At 48.4% G+C, this 17,599-nt stretch carries 14 protein-coding genes; 3 read left to right on the plus strand and 11 right to left on the minus strand.

The annotated features are described in order from the left end of the window. From QNJ26_03910 to QNJ26_03945, 8 genes are all read right to left on the minus strand, one after another. On the minus strand, positions 1-803 hold an 803-nt coding region (locus tag QNJ26_03910), incomplete at its 3' end, for a hypothetical protein (GenBank protein ID MDJ0984669.1). Positions 804-990: 187 nt separating this feature from the next. Beyond that, the gene (locus QNJ26_03915) at positions 991-1,503 is read right to left on the minus strand and encodes an HAD hydrolase family protein (GenBank protein ID MDJ0984670.1); all 513 of its coding nucleotides are present in this window, start codon (positions 1,501-1,503) and stop codon (positions 991-993) included. A 45-nt stretch (positions 1,504-1,548) separates the two neighbouring features. Continuing rightward, the gene (locus QNJ26_03920) at positions 1,549-3,312 is read right to left on the minus strand and encodes an ATP-binding cassette domain-containing protein (protein ID MDJ0984671.1); all 1,764 of its coding nucleotides are present in this window, start codon (positions 3,310-3,312) and stop codon (positions 1,549-1,551) included. Between the two features lie 117 nt (positions 3,313-3,429). Continuing rightward, a complete protein-coding gene (locus QNJ26_03925) occupies positions 3,430-5,214 on the minus strand; it encodes an ABC transporter ATP-binding protein (GenBank protein MDJ0984672.1) in 1,785 nt (594 codons plus the stop codon). A 52-nt stretch (positions 5,215-5,266) separates the two neighbouring features. Then, entirely contained in the window at positions 5,267-6,463 is a 1,197-nt protein-coding gene (locus QNJ26_03930) for an aminotransferase class I/II-fold pyridoxal phosphate-dependent enzyme (protein ID MDJ0984673.1), read from the minus strand. An 83-nt stretch (positions 6,464-6,546) separates the two neighbouring features. Then, positions 6,547-6,792: a phosphopantetheine-binding protein gene (locus tag QNJ26_03935; GenBank protein ID MDJ0984674.1), complete on the minus strand. Its 246-nt coding sequence runs from the start codon at positions 6,790-6,792 to the stop codon at positions 6,547-6,549. A gap of 134 nt (positions 6,793-6,926) precedes the next feature. Beyond that, a complete protein-coding gene (locus QNJ26_03940; protein ID MDJ0984675.1) occupies positions 6,927-7,871 on the minus strand; it encodes an SDR family NAD(P)-dependent oxidoreductase in 945 nt (314 codons plus the stop codon). Between the two features lie 145 nt (positions 7,872-8,016). Continuing rightward, on the minus strand, positions 8,017-9,798 hold the full coding sequence (locus QNJ26_03945; protein ID MDJ0984676.1) for a fatty acyl-AMP ligase: 1,782 nt from the start codon (positions 9,796-9,798) through the stop codon (positions 8,017-8,019). An 839-nt stretch (positions 9,799-10,637) separates the two neighbouring features. On the opposite strand from QNJ26_03945, the gene QNJ26_03950 reads away from it, so the two are divergent. Together QNJ26_03950 and QNJ26_03955 are read left to right on the plus strand one after the other, a co-directional pair. Beyond that, entirely contained in the window at positions 10,638-11,765 is a 1,128-nt protein-coding gene (locus QNJ26_03950; protein ID MDJ0984677.1) for an N-acetyltransferase, read from the plus strand. A 23-nt stretch (positions 11,766-11,788) separates the two neighbouring features. Further along, complete coding sequence (locus tag QNJ26_03955; GenBank protein MDJ0984678.1) at positions 11,789-12,595, plus strand: nucleotidyltransferase family protein; 807 nt, start codon at positions 11,789-11,791, stop codon at positions 12,593-12,595. A gap of 66 nt (positions 12,596-12,661) precedes the next feature. Here QNJ26_03955 and QNJ26_03960 read toward each other — a convergent pair whose 3' ends face one another. The 3 genes from QNJ26_03960 to QNJ26_03970 all read right to left on the minus strand — a co-directional run bounded on the left by QNJ26_03960 (position 12,662) and on the right by QNJ26_03970 (position 16,375). After that, the gene (locus tag QNJ26_03960) at positions 12,662-14,131 is read right to left on the minus strand and encodes a hypothetical protein (GenBank protein ID MDJ0984679.1); all 1,470 of its coding nucleotides are present in this window, start codon (positions 14,129-14,131) and stop codon (positions 12,662-12,664) included. A gap of 160 nt (positions 14,132-14,291) precedes the next feature. Next, positions 14,292-15,236, minus strand: coding sequence for a sulfotransferase (locus QNJ26_03965; GenBank protein MDJ0984680.1), 945 nt, complete (start codon positions 15,234-15,236; stop codon positions 14,292-14,294). Between the two features lie 206 nt (positions 15,237-15,442). Continuing rightward, entirely contained in the window at positions 15,443-16,375 is a 933-nt protein-coding gene (locus QNJ26_03970) for a metallophosphoesterase (GenBank protein MDJ0984681.1), read from the minus strand. 244 nt (positions 16,376-16,619) lie between these two features. Between QNJ26_03970 and QNJ26_03975 the strand changes: the two genes are divergently transcribed. Next, positions 16,620-17,597, plus strand: a complete 978-nt coding sequence (locus QNJ26_03975; protein ID MDJ0984682.1) for an acylglycerol kinase family protein — start codon at positions 16,620-16,622, stop codon at positions 17,595-17,597. Positions 17,598-17,599: the final 2 nt, after the last annotated feature.

The raw sequence follows: 17,599 nt of genomic DNA on the forward strand, positions 1-17,599 counted from the left end.
GGGCCGAGGAACCATCCGCGCGGCACTCCCACCGCAAGCTGAACATGCAAGTCGCTTAGCGCTATTCGCAACTCCTGAAAAAAACAGGTCAGGTATTCTCCTAAGAGGTCGCGCCATCGTTGTAAATCAAAATCTTCTGTTCGAATGTCGCTCCCATAGCGTCTTAAAAATTCGCTCTGAATGGGGTCATTAAACCCGTATTGATCCGCATGTTCTGCAGGCCTGGATTGTGAGCGCAGGCAGACGAACAATCCATCAAATTCCCCTTTTTGCAGAAGTCGAAGGTATCGCCGAATCATATGTTTGCGAACTTCAGCGTACGCCAAACATAACACTCCCCATTGCTTCTGATGCAATGAGCGATCAACCACCGTATATTGGGGATTCTTCCTGCTAAAATCGCTTTGCCAGCTCACATGTTGACAATGCATCCGATTGTGATAGCTAACCTCCCTTGTTTTTTTAGGTAGAAGTGGCCAGCCTTCATCAAACAAGGATACATATAAGTACACCTGCATGCCATGCTGGTGGGCGATTTCCGGTACGACCTTGAAATCATCCCAATCGACTTGCGATTTGGCAGCCGTATAAAAATGTTTGTAGCCCCGGCCCTGGTAAAATCGGCCATTTATTCGATCCCGAGTGCAGCGCCAGTGGATAATGTCAACATTTAACGCCTTTTGCCAGCATTTCATCCGCCGGGTTAGTGCTTCTACGGTTCTTAGCCGGCCATCGCCTTCTCCGAAAATTAGATGATCGCCCCATGAAACGCTGACGATATTGCGACGTTCAGCCGTTCGCATGCAAATCCTTTAACATAGAGAAACGAAACACTCTTCAAGAAAAGAATTCATCACGAAAGCACGAAAGTAAGGAAACACGAAACAAAAAATGTTTTCGTGCTTTAAGTGTTTCGTGTTTTCGTGAGTCATATTTGAATTCTCATCATTTAAATTATAAACGATTATTTAGGATCTAATTTCTAATTCTTCATTTGGCCAGCACTTGTTCAAATAGATCGCAAATCTCACGCACGGCGCCATGCCCGCCTAAATTTTTGGTCTGATAGTGTGCCATCGAGACCACATCCGCATGCGCATCTTTGACAACAATAGGCAGCCCCACATGTTTCAAGCACACTTGGTCATTAACATCATTGCCGACAAATGCGATCTCTTCCAATGAGATGCCGAGTTCGTGGGCAACGCTTTTTAGTTTCTGAAGTTTATCCTCACAATTTTGGTAACAGCGGATTTTCAGTTTCTGCGCCCGGGCCGACACCACCGGGTTGGCTTCGGTTGAAATAATAACCGTTTCGATACCCATTTTTTTTAATTTCTGCAAACCAATCCCATCACTGCGATTGCAGCGCACCGCCTCCGTGCCATCCTGCAAAACATATACCATGTTGTCGGTAAAGACGCCGTCAAAATCAAGTGCCACTAACCGAATCTGACGTATCGCTTCCTGTAAAACAGGATCAATGTCTTTATAATCAGTCATTTTTACAAACCGTTTACGATCGCCACCGTTTTGCAGGTCCAAGCACTAAACGATGGCCGTGGTGCCATCCAATTCTTGAATGTCGGTCGTCAACAAATCCGGTACCAACGCTGCTTTTCCGTCGATCAGGCGATACGCCCGTTCAGCTACGCCCAATATAGCCGGTTGGTGGGAAATGGCTAAGATGGTCAGTTGCCCTTTAAGCTTACGCAATGTTTCACAGATAATGGTTTCATTTTCCGGGTCAAGGGCGGTTGTCGCTTCATCTAGAATCAGCAACTTGGGTTTATGTACAAGTGCCCGGGCAATTGCAATGCGTTGCCGTTGCCCGCCTGATAGCTTGTGGCCGCGCTCACCAACTTGTGTAGCTATGCCTTTTGGAAGTTCTTGAACGAAATCCCAAGCCCCGGCAGCTTGCAAAGCGACTTTGGCATCTTGAAATTTGAATTCTTGTTCACCCAGCGTGACATTAACGAACACACTATCATGCAGCAACAGAGTTTCCTGGGGTACGTAACCGATCATCTTGCGCCAGTTTCTTAGATTGATTTCAGATAGAGGGATACCATCAATTAATATTTGGCCCTCTTGTGGCTGCAGCAATCCAGTTATCAGATCAACGACTGTTGTCTTACCGGCTCCAGAGGGTCCCACAATCGCTGTGAAGGAATTTGCTGGAATATCGAACTCGGCCTCTGCGAGTATCCAGCGTTCTGTGTAGGCGAAGTGAACTTGCTCCAGGCGAATAGAATGATTCAGAGAGGGTCGTCGTTTACCGGAGGTCGTTTCTTTCTCTGCTAAAGCACTTTTGAGTTTAGTCTCATAAGACCAATAGGCCGCTTCGGAGGCAACCACCTGCTGATACAGACTTTGGACCTTCTGAATTCTTTTCATCAACTTGGAAAACATATAAACTAAAACCAAAACGCTTGCTAAAGGCATTTTCCAGACAACTAGAACTGCATAAAGACCTACAGCCGTCAATGCCACCGTTGAAGGTTCTTGAAAGGCCGACAGCGCAACCTTGTTCAATACCTGCTTTTTGATGGTCCTTTTTAACTTTTCGGTTTTCTTTTCCAATGCAGCACGGGCCAGATGCTCGCGGGCCATGGTTTTCAGTGGTTTGATCATGATCAAGCTATCGGCCAAGTATTTCATTAATGATTGAGATATAGCGACCATACGCTGGCCTGCACGTTTTGACCTCCCAATGAAAGGTCGCACAATCAACGAGATTAAGATGCCCGCTATTATAGCCACCACAGTTGCCTTCCATGAAACCAGAGATACAATTACTCCGTAAACCACCGCTTGCAGGGCCACCGCCATCATTGTAACGCCGTTTAGATAGGCTCTTGCAGCTGATGCAGTCTCGCCTCTAATAGAATGGAGAATACTTCCGACCGGTTGGCGTATAAAAAATTCCCAGCGGGAGCCGAAAAGTGCTTGGAGCAATTCTAAGCGCAAATCGGTGCCGACTTGTGCGACCATAAAACCAACCCGCCTGTTCATAATCAGAGTAAAAAGTGCTTTTAGGGTCATGCAAACGACAAATATAATGAGCAGAATGCCAATTGTCGGCGTGATGTCGATCGTTTCAAATATATTGTAAACAATTTGACTAAGCTTTGAGCCAGCGCCACTAGCAATTTCGCCGCCCGTACCCGCGTTCACATCAGCAGCAATACTGAGCAACGGCAACAACATCGAAATGCCGACGCCTTCACTTAAACCGGCAAGAATTATGGCACCCAGTGTGATGGCACTTTGTATGGGATAGGCACGTAAAAATATGATTAATAAACGCATTCAAAAAGGTTCCTATTTGCTGTATCTGGGATTATCTCGCAATTTCGCCTGTTGTCTTAACCGTCAGCTTTCCGCCATCACCAGAACAATAATCGACAGACATGATGTTTAATACCGCTAATTGGGGTTATCGGCCGCTTTCAATTTTTGGTCCGTGCCCGACGCATTCTCCGCTAAATTCAGATTCGATGATGAATCCTCTTTGATAACCGGCACAGCTGAGCCATTTTGCATCTGATAAGCACGATCAGACACCTCTAATACTGCTGGCTGGTGTGAAATCGCCAGGATCGTTAAGCGGCCACGCAGCTCGCGCAGGGTATTGCAGATGGCCATCTCGTTTTCCGGATCCAAGGCGGTCGTAGCTTCGTCCAGAATCAACAATTTGGGTTGGTGAACCAGAGCCCGGGCAATGGCGATGCGCTGTCGCTGTCCCCCGGATATCTTACCGCCGCGTTCGCCGACAGTGCTGTTTATTCCTTGTGGCATTTTTTGTACGAAATCCCAAGCACCAGCAGCTTGCAGGGCCTGGATGGCATCTTCTGTCGACAGTTCCGGATCACCCAGGGTGACGTTGTTCAGCACGCTATCGTGCAGCAACCAGGTCTCTTGCGGAACGTAGCCGATCATGTGTCGCCATTTTCGCACATCGATCTGATCCAGCGGAAGATCATCAATCAAGATTTCACCCTGCTGGGGTCTCATCAGGCCAATGACGAGATCCGCAACTGTGGTTTTGCCCGAGCCCGATGGGCCCACAATGGCCGTCATCAATCCGGCCGGAAAATCGAATGACGCATTTCGCAACACCTGTCTACTTTCATAGGCAAACGAAATCTGACTTAGCTGAATCCCTTTATCCAAAACAGGCAATTGCGTGCCGAATTCAACTTCCCGATCTGCCAAAGCCTCATTGATCTTATTTCTCAATGATGAGTAGGCACTCTCGTAGGTGACCATTTTCTGGTATTCATCCTGCACTTTACCCAGCTGCATCAGAATGCGGGCAATCAAAAAGATAAACACCATCAGGGTTGTCACCGGCAGCTTCAGGTATTTAAAGGTAAAATAAAAGCCCAGCAGCAGGAAAATAAATCGCAACGGCTCGGAAAAAGCGCGCAAATATTCCTTGCTGAGAACTTGCTTGCGAAATGTTTTGTTGAGTTTGTTGGTTTCTTTGGCCAGCACCAATTCAGCCAATTTTTCAAGTGCCATGGCTTTCAGCGGCTTTATGGATTGCAAACTGTCAACCAGTTGCCCCACCAATGATTTCATGACCTTGGTCTGGCGCTTGCCGGCCCGTTGCGCCTTTTTGATCAAACGCTTCAACACAAAAAAAATAAAAAAGCCGCCTGCCAAAGCGGCTAAGGTTGCCTGCCAGGAAACCAAAAAAGACACAATGGACAGGATGATCACCTGAATTAAGAAGATGATCATGGAGGCACCGCTCAGATACGCTTTGCTGGTTCGGCTGCTTTCGGTTGTCATGGCATTGGCCAGTGCACCAACGGGTTGTCGCAGATGAAACGCCCAGCTTGAGGCCAGCAAAGCCCGCAGCAATTCCAAACGATAGTCGGTTGCCACCTGAGCAACGGTGTAGCCCACCTGTTTTTTGGCCAGTAAGATAAGGAAACATTTGATCAAAATCGCAAAAAAAATGACCAGCATAAGAACTTCTAATGTCGGCGGAAGACCCAACTCCTCAAGGCCCTGTCTGACAATGCGTTCGGCCGCTGGACTCGTGCCGTCACCACCGCCGGCCTCGCTGCCAACAGCCGTACTCAGCAGGGGCAACATGGCAGATAAACCGATTCCTTCCGCCACGGCAGCCACCAGCATGGCAAACAGCATCAAAATGCTTTTTATCGGATAGCGTCGAAATAAGGAGACAAGTATATGCATCAGCGTTTCACATCATGCCCTTTATGATCGGGCGTTTTTAAAAACCCGCGTTTTAAACGGTTTCGCCCTCCAAAACAACTTCTTTGAGCACTGCAAACGCAGCACCAATTTGATCAATCTGCTCTGTACTGTGGCCGGCGCTGACACTGCAGCGCAGCAAACAGCCCCCATCCGGCGTAGCCGGAGGTGTCACCAGATTGACATATACACCGTTTTCTAAAAGGCCCTTCCACAGGGCGACGGCCTGTTCGACATTGGCAACCCGCACGGCAACGACCGGGCTGATTTGCGGGCCAAGCTGAAATCCAAGCCCTTGCAGCTTTTGGTATAAACGTTGGGCATTACCCCACAATCTTTCGCGCAATTCGGGTCGTGCTCTTAATACCTTCAACGCTTCGCGGGTTGAGGCGATGGTTGAAGGCGATGAGGAAGCGGTGAAAATGTAAGGCCGTGCCGCCAGGGGAACCAAATTCATCGCTGCCTGGTTGCTAACGCAAAATCCACCGATGGCCCCCAGGCTCTTGCTGAAAGTGCCGACAATAAAATCAACGTTTTGCTCTACACCAGCCTCTTCGGCCAACCCGCGGCCGTTTGAACCCAAGACCCCCAGCGAATGTGCTTCATCAACCAGCAGACAGGCACCGTATTGTTCTTTGACCCCCACAATTTCGGCCAACGGAGCGCGATCGCCCATCATACTGTAGATGCCCTCCACCACAATGAGTGTATTGGCTGTGCGTTCACCCAGCCGCTGAAGTCGTTTGGCCAGATTGTCTGGATCATTGTGCCGAAATCGGATAATTTCAGCGCCGCTCAGACGGCAGCCATCATAAATGCTGGCGTGGCTGTCGGCATCAATTAATAGGACATCACCCGGACCGGTGAGCGCTGATAACATGGCCAAATTCGCAATGTAGCCGGTCGAAAAGACCATACCGTATTTGCAGCCGAAAAAATCGACCAGCTCTTGCTCCAATTTTACGTGCTCTGAATAGCTGCCATTGGCCATTCTGGAGCCAGTCGTTCCGGTGCCTTGTTCTTTGACGGCCTTAGAAGCGGCCTCGATACAATCCGCATCAAATGTCAGACCCAGGTAATTGTTGGTTCCGGCAAGGATCACAGTACGGCCGTTAATAATCGCCTCTGTGGATGAGACCACTTTTTCCATGATCACGTTTGATCGTATCCCTTTTTCAACCAATGACCGTCGCGCCGCCGCTATCTGCTCAAATTTATCAAAAAGGCTCATTCTCTAACTTCCTTCGTGTTTGGTATTTGGTATTTAGTGTTTAGTGTTGGGGGTTCGGTCTTTTACTAAACACTAAATACTCCCTATGGACTCACTAATTTTTGAAGTTGCATGACAAAATCTTTAATTGTTTGTACATCGGGAAGAATATTCAAGGGTATGGATATATCATACTCATCCTCAACCTGTTCCACCAATTTCATAACTTTGAGCGAATCAAAATTTAGATCAGCCACAAAATCTGAATCTTCCCGTAAAGCAGTTCCTTGTTCAACAAAGGGAACCAACAGTTCACAGACGCGCTTAAGTAAGCTTTCGTAGTCCTGCATAGGCTTCATCTCTTTGCGATCCGTTTTTAGTAAGGTTTCACGCAAAGACGCCAAGGCGCCAGGTGCAATTAGTTCTTAACACAAAATCTTTGCTTGGCGCGCTTTGCGTGAGGATAACCGTATCATTACCTTTTCTAACAGGCATTCGTTTTGTTAAAACCGAGTGTTCTCTTGAGGCCGTCTGCAAGCGATACCCGAGGTGTCCAACCGATTTCGCGCGTAATCGCTACATTCTCACACACCCAGTCGGGATGTGTGAGTTCCCGCAGCTTTGCCGGTGTCAACATGGGTTGATAACCCCATAACCGGGCAGCGATAAGATTCAGCGCTGCCACCAGCCGAACTCCTGCAACGGGCACGTGAACCCGTCGCACACGATTGACGCCTAAATGATGAAACGTTTCAATGACATCCTGCCACGAGTAGCCATTGGGGTGCCCATCATGAAGTTCGAAGACCTGGTTTTTAGAATTGCAATGTCGCAACCAGTGTTGAATGGCATCGGCCAGGTCGTCAACATACAGCATTGAAAACCGGGTGTCACCGGTCCCTAGGATGAACGCAAAACCGCGTGCCATCCACTGCATCAACGGAAGCATCTCGCGATCTTCAGGGCCATATACGGCCGGAGGTCTGAGGACCGACCAGGGGATCTGTCCACTGTGAGTGGCCAAAACAACCTCGCCCTGCCGCTTGCTGGAAGCATAAAGTGAAAGATCGGGTTCCCGGGCTGCCAGAGACGATATCAATAAAAAACGCGGCACCGGGTGCTGTTCACTGACTGCCTGCACCAACCGAGCCACGCCATCAACATTCATACGATCAAAATGGGCCTGAGTCGCACCACGAACAGCGCCGGCACAATGAACCACAGCATTCGCGCCGTTCACCAGACGTTTCAAGCTATTAAGGTCTTCGAGCGCACCTTCGACCCAATGAATATTTAAATCTAATAGACGGCTTCGATCCGATGTGCTACGGGTCAGCGCCTGGACTTTGCATCCATCCGCTATAAGCCGCCGGGCTACGCTGCTGCCAATAAAACCCGTTGCCCCCGTTAAGGCGATTGTGTTTTTCATGAAGTTGCTGCGGATACCTTTTTTAACCAGGGGAATGTCAGCTGATGGCCGTCTCGCCCAATTTAACGCTATTGGCTACCCGGTTGGTTTCCGCTGCCACCTATCTATTTAGAAAATTAAAAGGGAATCGACTGGCATAAAACAATTAGCCCGCCTGTACCCGTCTACCCGTAAAAATTAAAGGGCGGCGTGATGACGGCTGTCGTTCCCTTTCAGTCCGCTTTAAAAATTCTTTTCGGGCCTTCGATCGGGATAGCTTACCGGAAGTGGTGCGGGGCAATGTATTGCGCGGCACCAGATCGATATAGCATTCAATCCCGAGCTCCTGATAAATCAAGCGCTGTATGCGCTCCCGCAACTCGGCGCGTTCTGGATCGCTGTTCACCCGGCACTGGACCATCATCACCGTCTTTTCCTGTCCATCCGGTCCCGGTACGGAAAAGGCCGACGCATCCCCGGTGCGAACCTCAGGCTGCTGTTCGGCGGCAAATTCAAGATCCTGCGGCCATATGTTACGACCATTGATGATGATCATATCTTTTTCGCGGCCGGTAATAAAAAGGCCGTTTTCAACAAAATAGCCCAAATCTCCTGTGTTAAACCACCCATCGTCGGTTAACACTTCTTGGGTTAATTTTAGATCACCAAAATAACCGGACATAACGCTGGCCGCTTTTACATAAATGGTGCCCACATGTCGCTCAGGCAGCTGATGGCCGCTACCATCGCGAACTTCCACCTGGTAATCCGGCAAAGGTGTGCCGCAATCCACAAACCAGCTCGATCGAATTTCACTTTCAGGCATGTGAGTTGCCACCGGCAAGGCCTGACGGTGTTCAGAAAGATAATCGCCATCTACGGCGTCGATGTTTAACCCATTGCTGAGTGGTGCAAAGCTGACCGCCAGCGAGCATTCGGCCATTCCGTAACAGGCACAGAATGCCTCTTTGTTAAATCCGCAGGGCTCCAGCATTTCAGCAAACTTGAATAACGGCGCGGGTCTTATGGTTTCAGCGCCAACACCTGCCAGGCGCCAAGCGCTCAAATCAAATTTTTCGATATCACTTTGACGCAGCCGCTGCTGGCACAGCTCATAACCAAATGGAGGCCCAATTGAAATCGTTGCTCGATTCTCGGTCATCAATGCCAGCCATAATCTGGGACGCATGGCAAAATCACGGGTTTTCAAATAATCAACCGATAATTGAGCTGCCAGTGGCGCCAGAACAAGCCCCACCAAACCCATATCATGGTAAAACGGCAGCCATGAGGCCCCTCGATCACCCGGTCGAATCTTGCAACCCGATTTAACGATGGCGGCCAGATTGTTTAATACCGCCGACTGGGTAATCATAACCCCCCGGGGAAATTTGGTGCTGCCGGAGGTGTACTGGATGTAAGCCAGCTCTTTGGGCCCCAGCGGGCTTAGCGGAATCGATGATTTGGCAAGTTCGTCGAACGCTTGAGGCGTTCCGCAAAATCGGAGGTCAAGACCTTCGGCGGCTTCATTCAAGAATGGAAAATAATCATCCGTTGCCATGGCGGCATTGGCTCGGCAGCTGATCAGCAGACGATGCAACTGGTCCACGTATGTTTTACGTCCGCCCATATGAATGGATGCCGGCAACGGAACGGGAATGAGGCCGGCATACTGACAGGCAAAGAAAAATCGGATGAAATCTGGATGGGTATCGGCTACCAGCGCCATGCGCGCACCGCGTTCAAGGCCCAGGCCGATGAGCCGTTGAGCCAGCTCTTGGGCTTCGTCACGCAGTTTTGAATACGGGAGAACGGCAGATATTTTGCCGCGCCCATCGTAGAAATTGTAACCGGTTTGACCCTGAGCCGCATAATTGAGCGCCTCAGGCAAAGTAGAAAAGTCTCCAGCTCGTAAGGGTATATTACTTCCAGTCGGCGTTGCTTCCATAGTCACTTCATCCATCTCCTCGTTTGATATTCCAGTTTTTCCAGACAAGTTAAGTCAACAAAATGCAGCGCTAACTTAATTCATCGAAAACAGGGTGTCGCTTCCTTTATCTGCAGCCTAAAAACTTGGTGAAGCAATTTCTTATATAGAAACTTATCTAAATAAAAAATGGATGTCAAATAATTTATTATAATTTTACTAACTTACAGCATTTTGGCGTTTTCTGAGGAGTCATTTTTTGGCGACAGCAACCCTAAAATCACAAAATTTCACGCTTAAGGCCTTTAGCTCACTAAACACCTTAATTTATTATTTTTTTATGAATAACCAGCCCAAATATTGAAAAATTTGTCAAATACGAAACTTGGGGGTGTGTCCAATCCGACACACAATATGAAGGATATGTGCCCATTTTGAAACATTTGATCAAATCCCATTGTTTCAAAAAAAAATGTCAATATTGGCCTTATCACCCCATTTTTTGCCAAATCGGCCGACGATGGGTGCAAAAATAATGTTGGCTTTTGAATCCGCATTGTTGGAAATGGACTTTAAAATGAGAAAGTCACGTATGGCAAAATACGGGTCATTCCCTAACGCATATAGTCAATGCAGTTATTTTAAAAAATTAAGATGACTAGTCATCGTTTCATTTCAATTCGTGCGTTAAACCGTCTCCTTACTGCTTCAAATAAGCGTTGAATGACCCGGAAAGATAATGCTTGATAAAACATTTAACATTTGACAAAGTCGCGGGGGTATTTGATGAGCGCGGTGGCCTCTTTTACTGGGCCTAACGTTAAACCGCAAATCGATCTTTCAATAAAAGAGACCATCTTATGCTGCACGTCAATCGGGTCAAAACCCGGCATCAGTTACGACAGTTTATCCGGCTGCCCTGGTCTATTTACGCAGATGATCCCGCATGGATTCCGCCATTGATTCTGGAACGAAAAGAACTTTTGTCGCCGCGAAATCCTTATTTTGAGCATGCCCGTTTTCAATCCTGGATCGCATATCGCAAAGAGGCGCCGGTGGGTCGCATCAGCGCCCAGATCGACCAATTGCACCTTGATCAGCATCAGGCAGATGAAGGTTTTTTCGGAATGCTTGAATCAGAAGACGATGCTGAAACGTTTGCAGCACTTTTCCAAACTGCTGAGCGTTGGTTGCGTGACCAGGGGATGCACCGGGTTCTAGGGCCCTATAATTTATCGATCAACCAGGAACCGGGATTGTTGGTGGACGGCTTTGAAACGCCCCCCTATTTTTTGATGGGGCATGCGAGACCTTATTATGCGATGCATATGGAAAAAAATGGCTTTCAGAAACAAAAAGATTTATTGGCCTATCGCGTGGCCGTTGATGATTTTACACTGACACCGGCCATGCAGGCGGTCACCAAAAGGGCAAAAAAACGGGTCAAGATACGCTCTTTGCGAAAAACAAATTTTGACGAAGACCTGCAGAATATCGGCGACATTTTTAATGACGCTTGGTCGCAAAACTGGGGATTTATTCCCTTTACCCCAAAGGAGTTTAAACAGCTGGGCAAAGAGTTTAAATTGGTGTTGAAATTTGAAATGGTCAAAATTGCTGAAATCGACGGTAGACCAGCGGCTTTTATGGTGATGGTGCCCAATATCAATGAAACCATACGTGATTTAAACGGCCGATTAATGCCTTTCGGCTGGCTTAAGTTACTGTGGCGTTTGAAAGTCAAGTTTCCACAAACAACGCGCATCCCATTTATGGGGGTTCGACAGCAGTATCAGGATAGCCTCATGGGGGCGGCAATGGCGCTGATGATGATCCAGGCGTTATATCCTCCGGCAATCAAACACAGGGTAAAAGATGTCGAAATGTCCTGGATATTGGAAGATAATAAGGGCACGCGAGATATCATTGAAGGGATCAAGGGCTCGGCATACAAGCGCTATCGAATATATGGTAAAAACTTAATCTAAAACCATCCTGATTTAGGAGACCGATGACGGCACAACAGACAAGCCGATTTAGCGCAATCATTCTTGCCGGAAGCCGTCCGGGTCAGGATCCGGTGGCTCAGGCCGCCGGAGTGACCTGTAAATCATTTGCGCCCATCGACAATCGACCGATGGTGCATCGGGTCTTAGATGCCTTATCGGCTGCCCAGCAGGTTGACACCCTGATCTTATGCGGACCCTCCCGGCCTTTAGTTGAGCGGGAGCCTGAACTACAAGCCCGTCTCGATAAAAATGAATTCAAATGGATTGCCAGCCAAGCGACGCCCAGTTTGAGCACCTATAATGCCCTGCAAGCTTTCCCGGATAATAAACCAATGCTGGTCACCACTGCCGATCATGCACTCTTAACCCCACAGATCGTAGATTTTTTTTGCAACGCAGCGTATCAACTAGAATGTGATGTCGCGGTCGGTCTAACAGCATATGAGGGTGTCATAGCCGCATTTCCTGAAACCCAACGCACGGCCATAAAATTCAAAGATGGGGCCTATAGCGGCTGCAATCTGTTTGGTTTTCTCAACTCTCGTTCTGATCAGGCGGCTCAATTCTGGCGCCGCATAGAACAGGAGCGCAAAAAACCGCTGCGCCTTATGCAGCTCCTGGGTTGGTGGACCGTGGCGCGGTACCTGTTAGGCAGAATCTCGTTGAAGGATGGTTTAGAAACGCTTTCAAATAAGATGCAGGTTCGCCTGCTTCCTGTGCTGCTGCCCTTTCCGCAGGCGGCTATAGACGTTGACAGCGTCGATGACTGGGAGTTCGTGCAACGCCTGACGCAAAAGCAGGCTTTTTAAACAGCCGGTTTGCGGCGAAAACGTTGCATACGTTTAAATCGTCTTCTTCTCCCCGGCAAAGGATCCTCATTCAAAATACTCATATATGGCTTTAGCCAGATTCATCGCATTTTCTTCAGGTGAAATCAGCCCCATCTGCTCATATACCGGATCGATGTATCCCCTGTAAGAGTTTTGCTCCACAACATGCGCAAAACATTTGATCTCCTCAGGATCAATTTTAAACCCATTATTAATGGTTTCAATCGCTGATTGACAGTCTTCAATCGAATGGGCCATAAATACGCCCTTGCAAGCGCTAAACCAGCTTTGGCCAAAAAGCAGCACTGGTTTGCCCCTTACCAGGCTTTCCCACCCCACGGTGCCCGCAACCGTTACTGTCGCTTGTGCATGATCGATGAGTTCAAATGACGATGTGTCTAACGATACCAATTCTACATTCGGCATACTGGCAAGGTATTCATAAGATTCAACGGTCTTGGAGCGCTCTGCTGATTGGTATTTTTTAAACTGAGATCGATGTTCTTTAACATAAACTTTCCAGCCCTGCGGCACCAGCTTGGACAGCAGGTCGACCATCAAATATTGGTGTGTAAACACCCCCCCCACCGGGCAGGATTGGCGTTCAGGCTCACACTGCAAAGCGACAAAAATATAGGGGACGTTTAAATCCACGCTGTTAGCCAGCTGATGGTAATGCGCCTGGAGCTTTTTGCGTTTGATTTGTCCCAACCGATTGTGGAATTTCATTTTGCGATACTCACTGTCCCATTTATCAAACAGCGTTCCTTTGACCTGATCGTATATTAGACGCCATACGATTCCAATAGAGGCACCGAATTCACCACCGCTGTATCGTTTCTGCTTGTATTGCTCATGAAATGGCATGGCCTGCTCGTAGGGTTTGGCCAGTTTTTCCAGATGAGCAGAGACTTCAGGCGACACTGAGATAACCGCCCCACTCTCCCTTGCTAAGCACTCAAGGTATTTTTTCTTGATGACCGGTGATTGATCCTCAAAAGATCCCACCGGAAATACCAGACCGGGAATCGTCGGCCTTTCAAACATTAGGGTGTCGATCCCCATAACGCGGCAGAGTGAATATAAGACATAATCATGGCACATATGCGGTGCCATCCGAAACACCACCAAGTCCGGTTTAAAGTGTTCGATAACCCCATTCCAGTACATTAGTTGCTTGTGGTATGTCGCAATGCGCTCTTGGTAGCTTAGTGTCCGGTTATAGTTAAAGCGATCCATCATTTTGATGTATATCGACTCATTCGAGGACAAAGCCGTGATTAAATTTTTATCCAATGGTGACGGTTTGACTGCCTCGCATCCCTTGGGTACCCGAATGCGTTTGGCGTCAGCATGGGAGTGAAATATGGCTTCCGGAAAATGCTTTTGGGTTTTTTCTTGATGGGTTCCCCCAATGAAATAGCAGATTTCCCAGCCATAATCGTCCCGCAGCCTTATGGCAGCGTCATCCCAGAAGGTCCAACCGGCATGAGCAAATATCACTTTTTTAGACATACAAAAATTTCTCCAAATAGCGTCTCTTTAGGCTGACCACCCTGCATTGAGCACAGAATTTCAAGGCAGAAAGATGAACGAAAATTAGCATATTTTAAGCGTTTATTGAATAAATTTATAGGCCGGCCATGGGTCGAGTTGTAATTGGATGATTCAGTAACTATGGGAACCGCCACTCATCAAAGGAACGATCCAAAAGTTTTTCGAGAGTGGCAATATGCGGCGCATAGCGGTCGTTTAGTCTTTGCCGGAGCGTTTCGGGCAACGGCACCCGCCGCATTGATTGACGAAAAGGCTTTTGTAGAAAATTGCGCAACAGTCGTCGGGAATCCCTTGACGGGGTTAGTACTCTGGCAAGTGCGTTGGTCAAACTCTCATAACCACTCACCACAGGCGCTATTGCCGAGTGATGGGTCCACGGTCGCGGTATAGTGGCCCAACCTTTATTGCGACGCGATTCTGACTGTTGATGCCCCAGTTCCGGGTCTACACCCACGAAGCGATAAATTTTTTCTAGTGTTTTACGTGGCTGGGCGATTTTTTCTTCAAGTGTAATGACCAGCACCTGCTCAGGTGGAATGAACTTGAAGAACCGCTGCAAGTTTTGATCATAAAAACCGCGTGCCAAATAGGAAAGATGGTAGCCGGCCCATTTGTTTTGTTTGGCGCGTTCTTCCTCTGCGTCCAGAGCCGCCTCGAAATCAAGCGTTTCCCGACCTTTGGCACGTTCAAACCAATAATGCGACCAAGCTCGATTGACCGGATTTCTTAACGAAAAAATGAAGCGCGCCTTGGGCACAAACCGGGCAATGCGTTCATGCGCTGGCTGCCAGAAAAGCAAATCGGCACCCTTGTGGCCAATGGCGCGAGCACGTATGTCAACTGGAAAAAGAGCGGCGTAATCATCTACAGTATGCGATGTGTCCCAATGATCTGGCGCATCGAAATGGTCAGGCCATTTGCGCCCTTTAACATCTTTTTCCACAAAGTAATTGAGTTCAGAATGCGGGTAAAGATAGATTTGCGGGTGCTCATTGATGGCGTAATACAACGAGGTAGTCCCACCGCGCCGGACGCCGCCTATGATGAAGGTGGGCAGTGGCATAATAATGTTCACATATCGGCAGCAAGTAGATTTTTTGCTGAAACGGTTATTATCGAATAGACCTCAATCATGAAAATATTGCCCCCATTTGTGGGGACTTGAATCGTTTGCCCCAAATGCGGGCCCTCCCAACGGCCCGACGGGGCCATCTTACCTAAACATCTGGTTGGTCGTTGTCAATAAAAAAAGAAACCCGTGTTTCATCGCTAGGTTGTTAGATGATATTCATCCTCGGTCTCGAAACGGTTTTCGTCAGAGCGATAACACCGCACACATACCCGTATATCGCATCCACCTGATGCCGGCGATAGGGTGTAAAGATGATAGCGAGCACGACGACTGAGATTCTCGCCGACTGCTGATGCTGATGGAACACCGATCACCGGGATGCGGCCATCAGTCGTATCCAGATAGGACTGGGATGGATGGTGGGAGTGGCCATGCAGAATCAATTCTGCCCCACAATCATACAATAGCTTTTGAAATGATCGGGCATCGGTGAGTCTTTTGCGCCAGCTGACCACACCGGATGTTGGGGGGTGATGAATCAAAACGACTCTCAACAGGTTCTTTTGACCGGTTTCGAGGAGTATCTTTTCTAGGCGCTGCAATTGTTCATGACCGATGCAGCCAACCGCCAGAAAAGTCGAACACGGTTGGGCCGTGGAGATACCAATGAGCGCCACGCCATTGCGTATGCGCAAACTTGGAAATATGGCATCTTCATCGCCGGGGCTATCATTGCACGTCTTGACCCCATCGCCCACCATATAATCCGCCCATTCAACCAAGCGGCAATCCAGAGCCCCATCAACATAAGCATCATGATTTCCGGGGATGATGGTCACCTGAAATGCGGAACCAAGGGTTTCCAGCATTTTCTTGGCTTTGGCATATTCGGCTGGCAGACCCAGGTGAGTCAGGTCCCCGGTAACAACGATATGATCGGGCTGAGCGGACAGGACGTCATCGATCATGCTGGTCAGAACGAGGTCATGGTGCTCAGACTGGCGTTTTAGACGCCACTTTAGATACCCGAAAAAGCGTTTGTTTAAAAAATCGGATAATCGGCTACCGCCGGGATGCGCCAGGTGAGGGTCTGAAATGTGCGCCAAGGTGAACGGTTGGTTAGGATTCATCAGTTTGGATTTCAGATAACCGGTTTTAGAAACTCGGATTGGGTTGACTTTACAAAAAGACAATATCTCGTATATAATAGCAAACACTTTTTTGCAATGACGTCATTGACCAGTCGGTTATCCCGTTTGAATAAACGCATGTTTGGCAGTGTAAAATAATGCGGGCAGATCATCCGCGTGACATTTCACATCAATCGACTGGTTGAAAAACCCAACATTATATTGAGACTATTGTTGTAATTTTATGGCACCCAATTCAACAATACGGATGGGAATGCTGCACAATCCATTGAGTGGCGGCAACCGCAATGGTTTGAAAAAAATCCGTGCGGCGGCCGCAGCGCAAACCGGGGTGCTGCAGCGCGAAGTTCAAACCCCAGCGGATGTGTCTGAGGCCCTGGCGGACTTTGCCCGTCAGGAAGTTCATCTTCTAGTGGTCAACGGTGGAGACGGGACGGTCCAGGCCGCTTTAACGGCGATTTTTAACAACCGTTTTTTCGAAACAAACCCGCTGCTGGCTGTTCTACCGTCTGCCGGCACCACCAGTATGATTGCCGGTGATGTGGGTTTGAAGGGATCTCGCTTAAGTGCCCTTCAAAGACTTTTCAGCTGGGCACGTACATCAAACAACAGCGCCACCAGCATCCATCGGCCGGTATTGAAGGTCCAGATGCCGTCGCTAACATCGCCGGTCTATGGGATGTTTTTCGGAGCAGCCGCCATTTATCAGGCAACCCATTTTTGCTTTGAAAAAGTTCATACACGGGGCGTGCGTGGTGAATTCGGCGCCGGTGTAGCCCTGGCTCGATTTTTATGGGCGGTACTATCAAAAGACCGCAAGGTGGTATCCTCCGTGCCCATCAGTATCAGTTTAAATCAAAATGCCGCGCAAGAACAAAAATACCTTTTGCTTTTGATCACATCTCTGCAACGCTTGTTCTTGGGTCTGCGGCCTTTTTGGGGTGTGCAAGCCAAACCGTTGCATTACACGGCTGTGAGTGCCAATCCCCGTCATTTTCTGCAAGTGCTTCCGGCTGCGATGCGGGGTCAACAAAATCGTTATAACAAACCAGCAAACGGCTATGTCAGCCATAATATCGAAAAGGCCCATCTGACCCTGGACAGTGGGTTTAATCTTGATGGTGAATTATACAATCCTGACAGCAAACTCGGTCCTGTCGTGGTCGGTTGCGGCGGACAGGCCTCTTTTCTGCAAGTATAACC

Source organism: Desulfobacterales bacterium (genome assembly GCA_030066985.1).
GTDB lineage: Bacteria > Desulfobacterota > Desulfobacteria > Desulfobacterales > JAHEIW01 > JAHEIW01.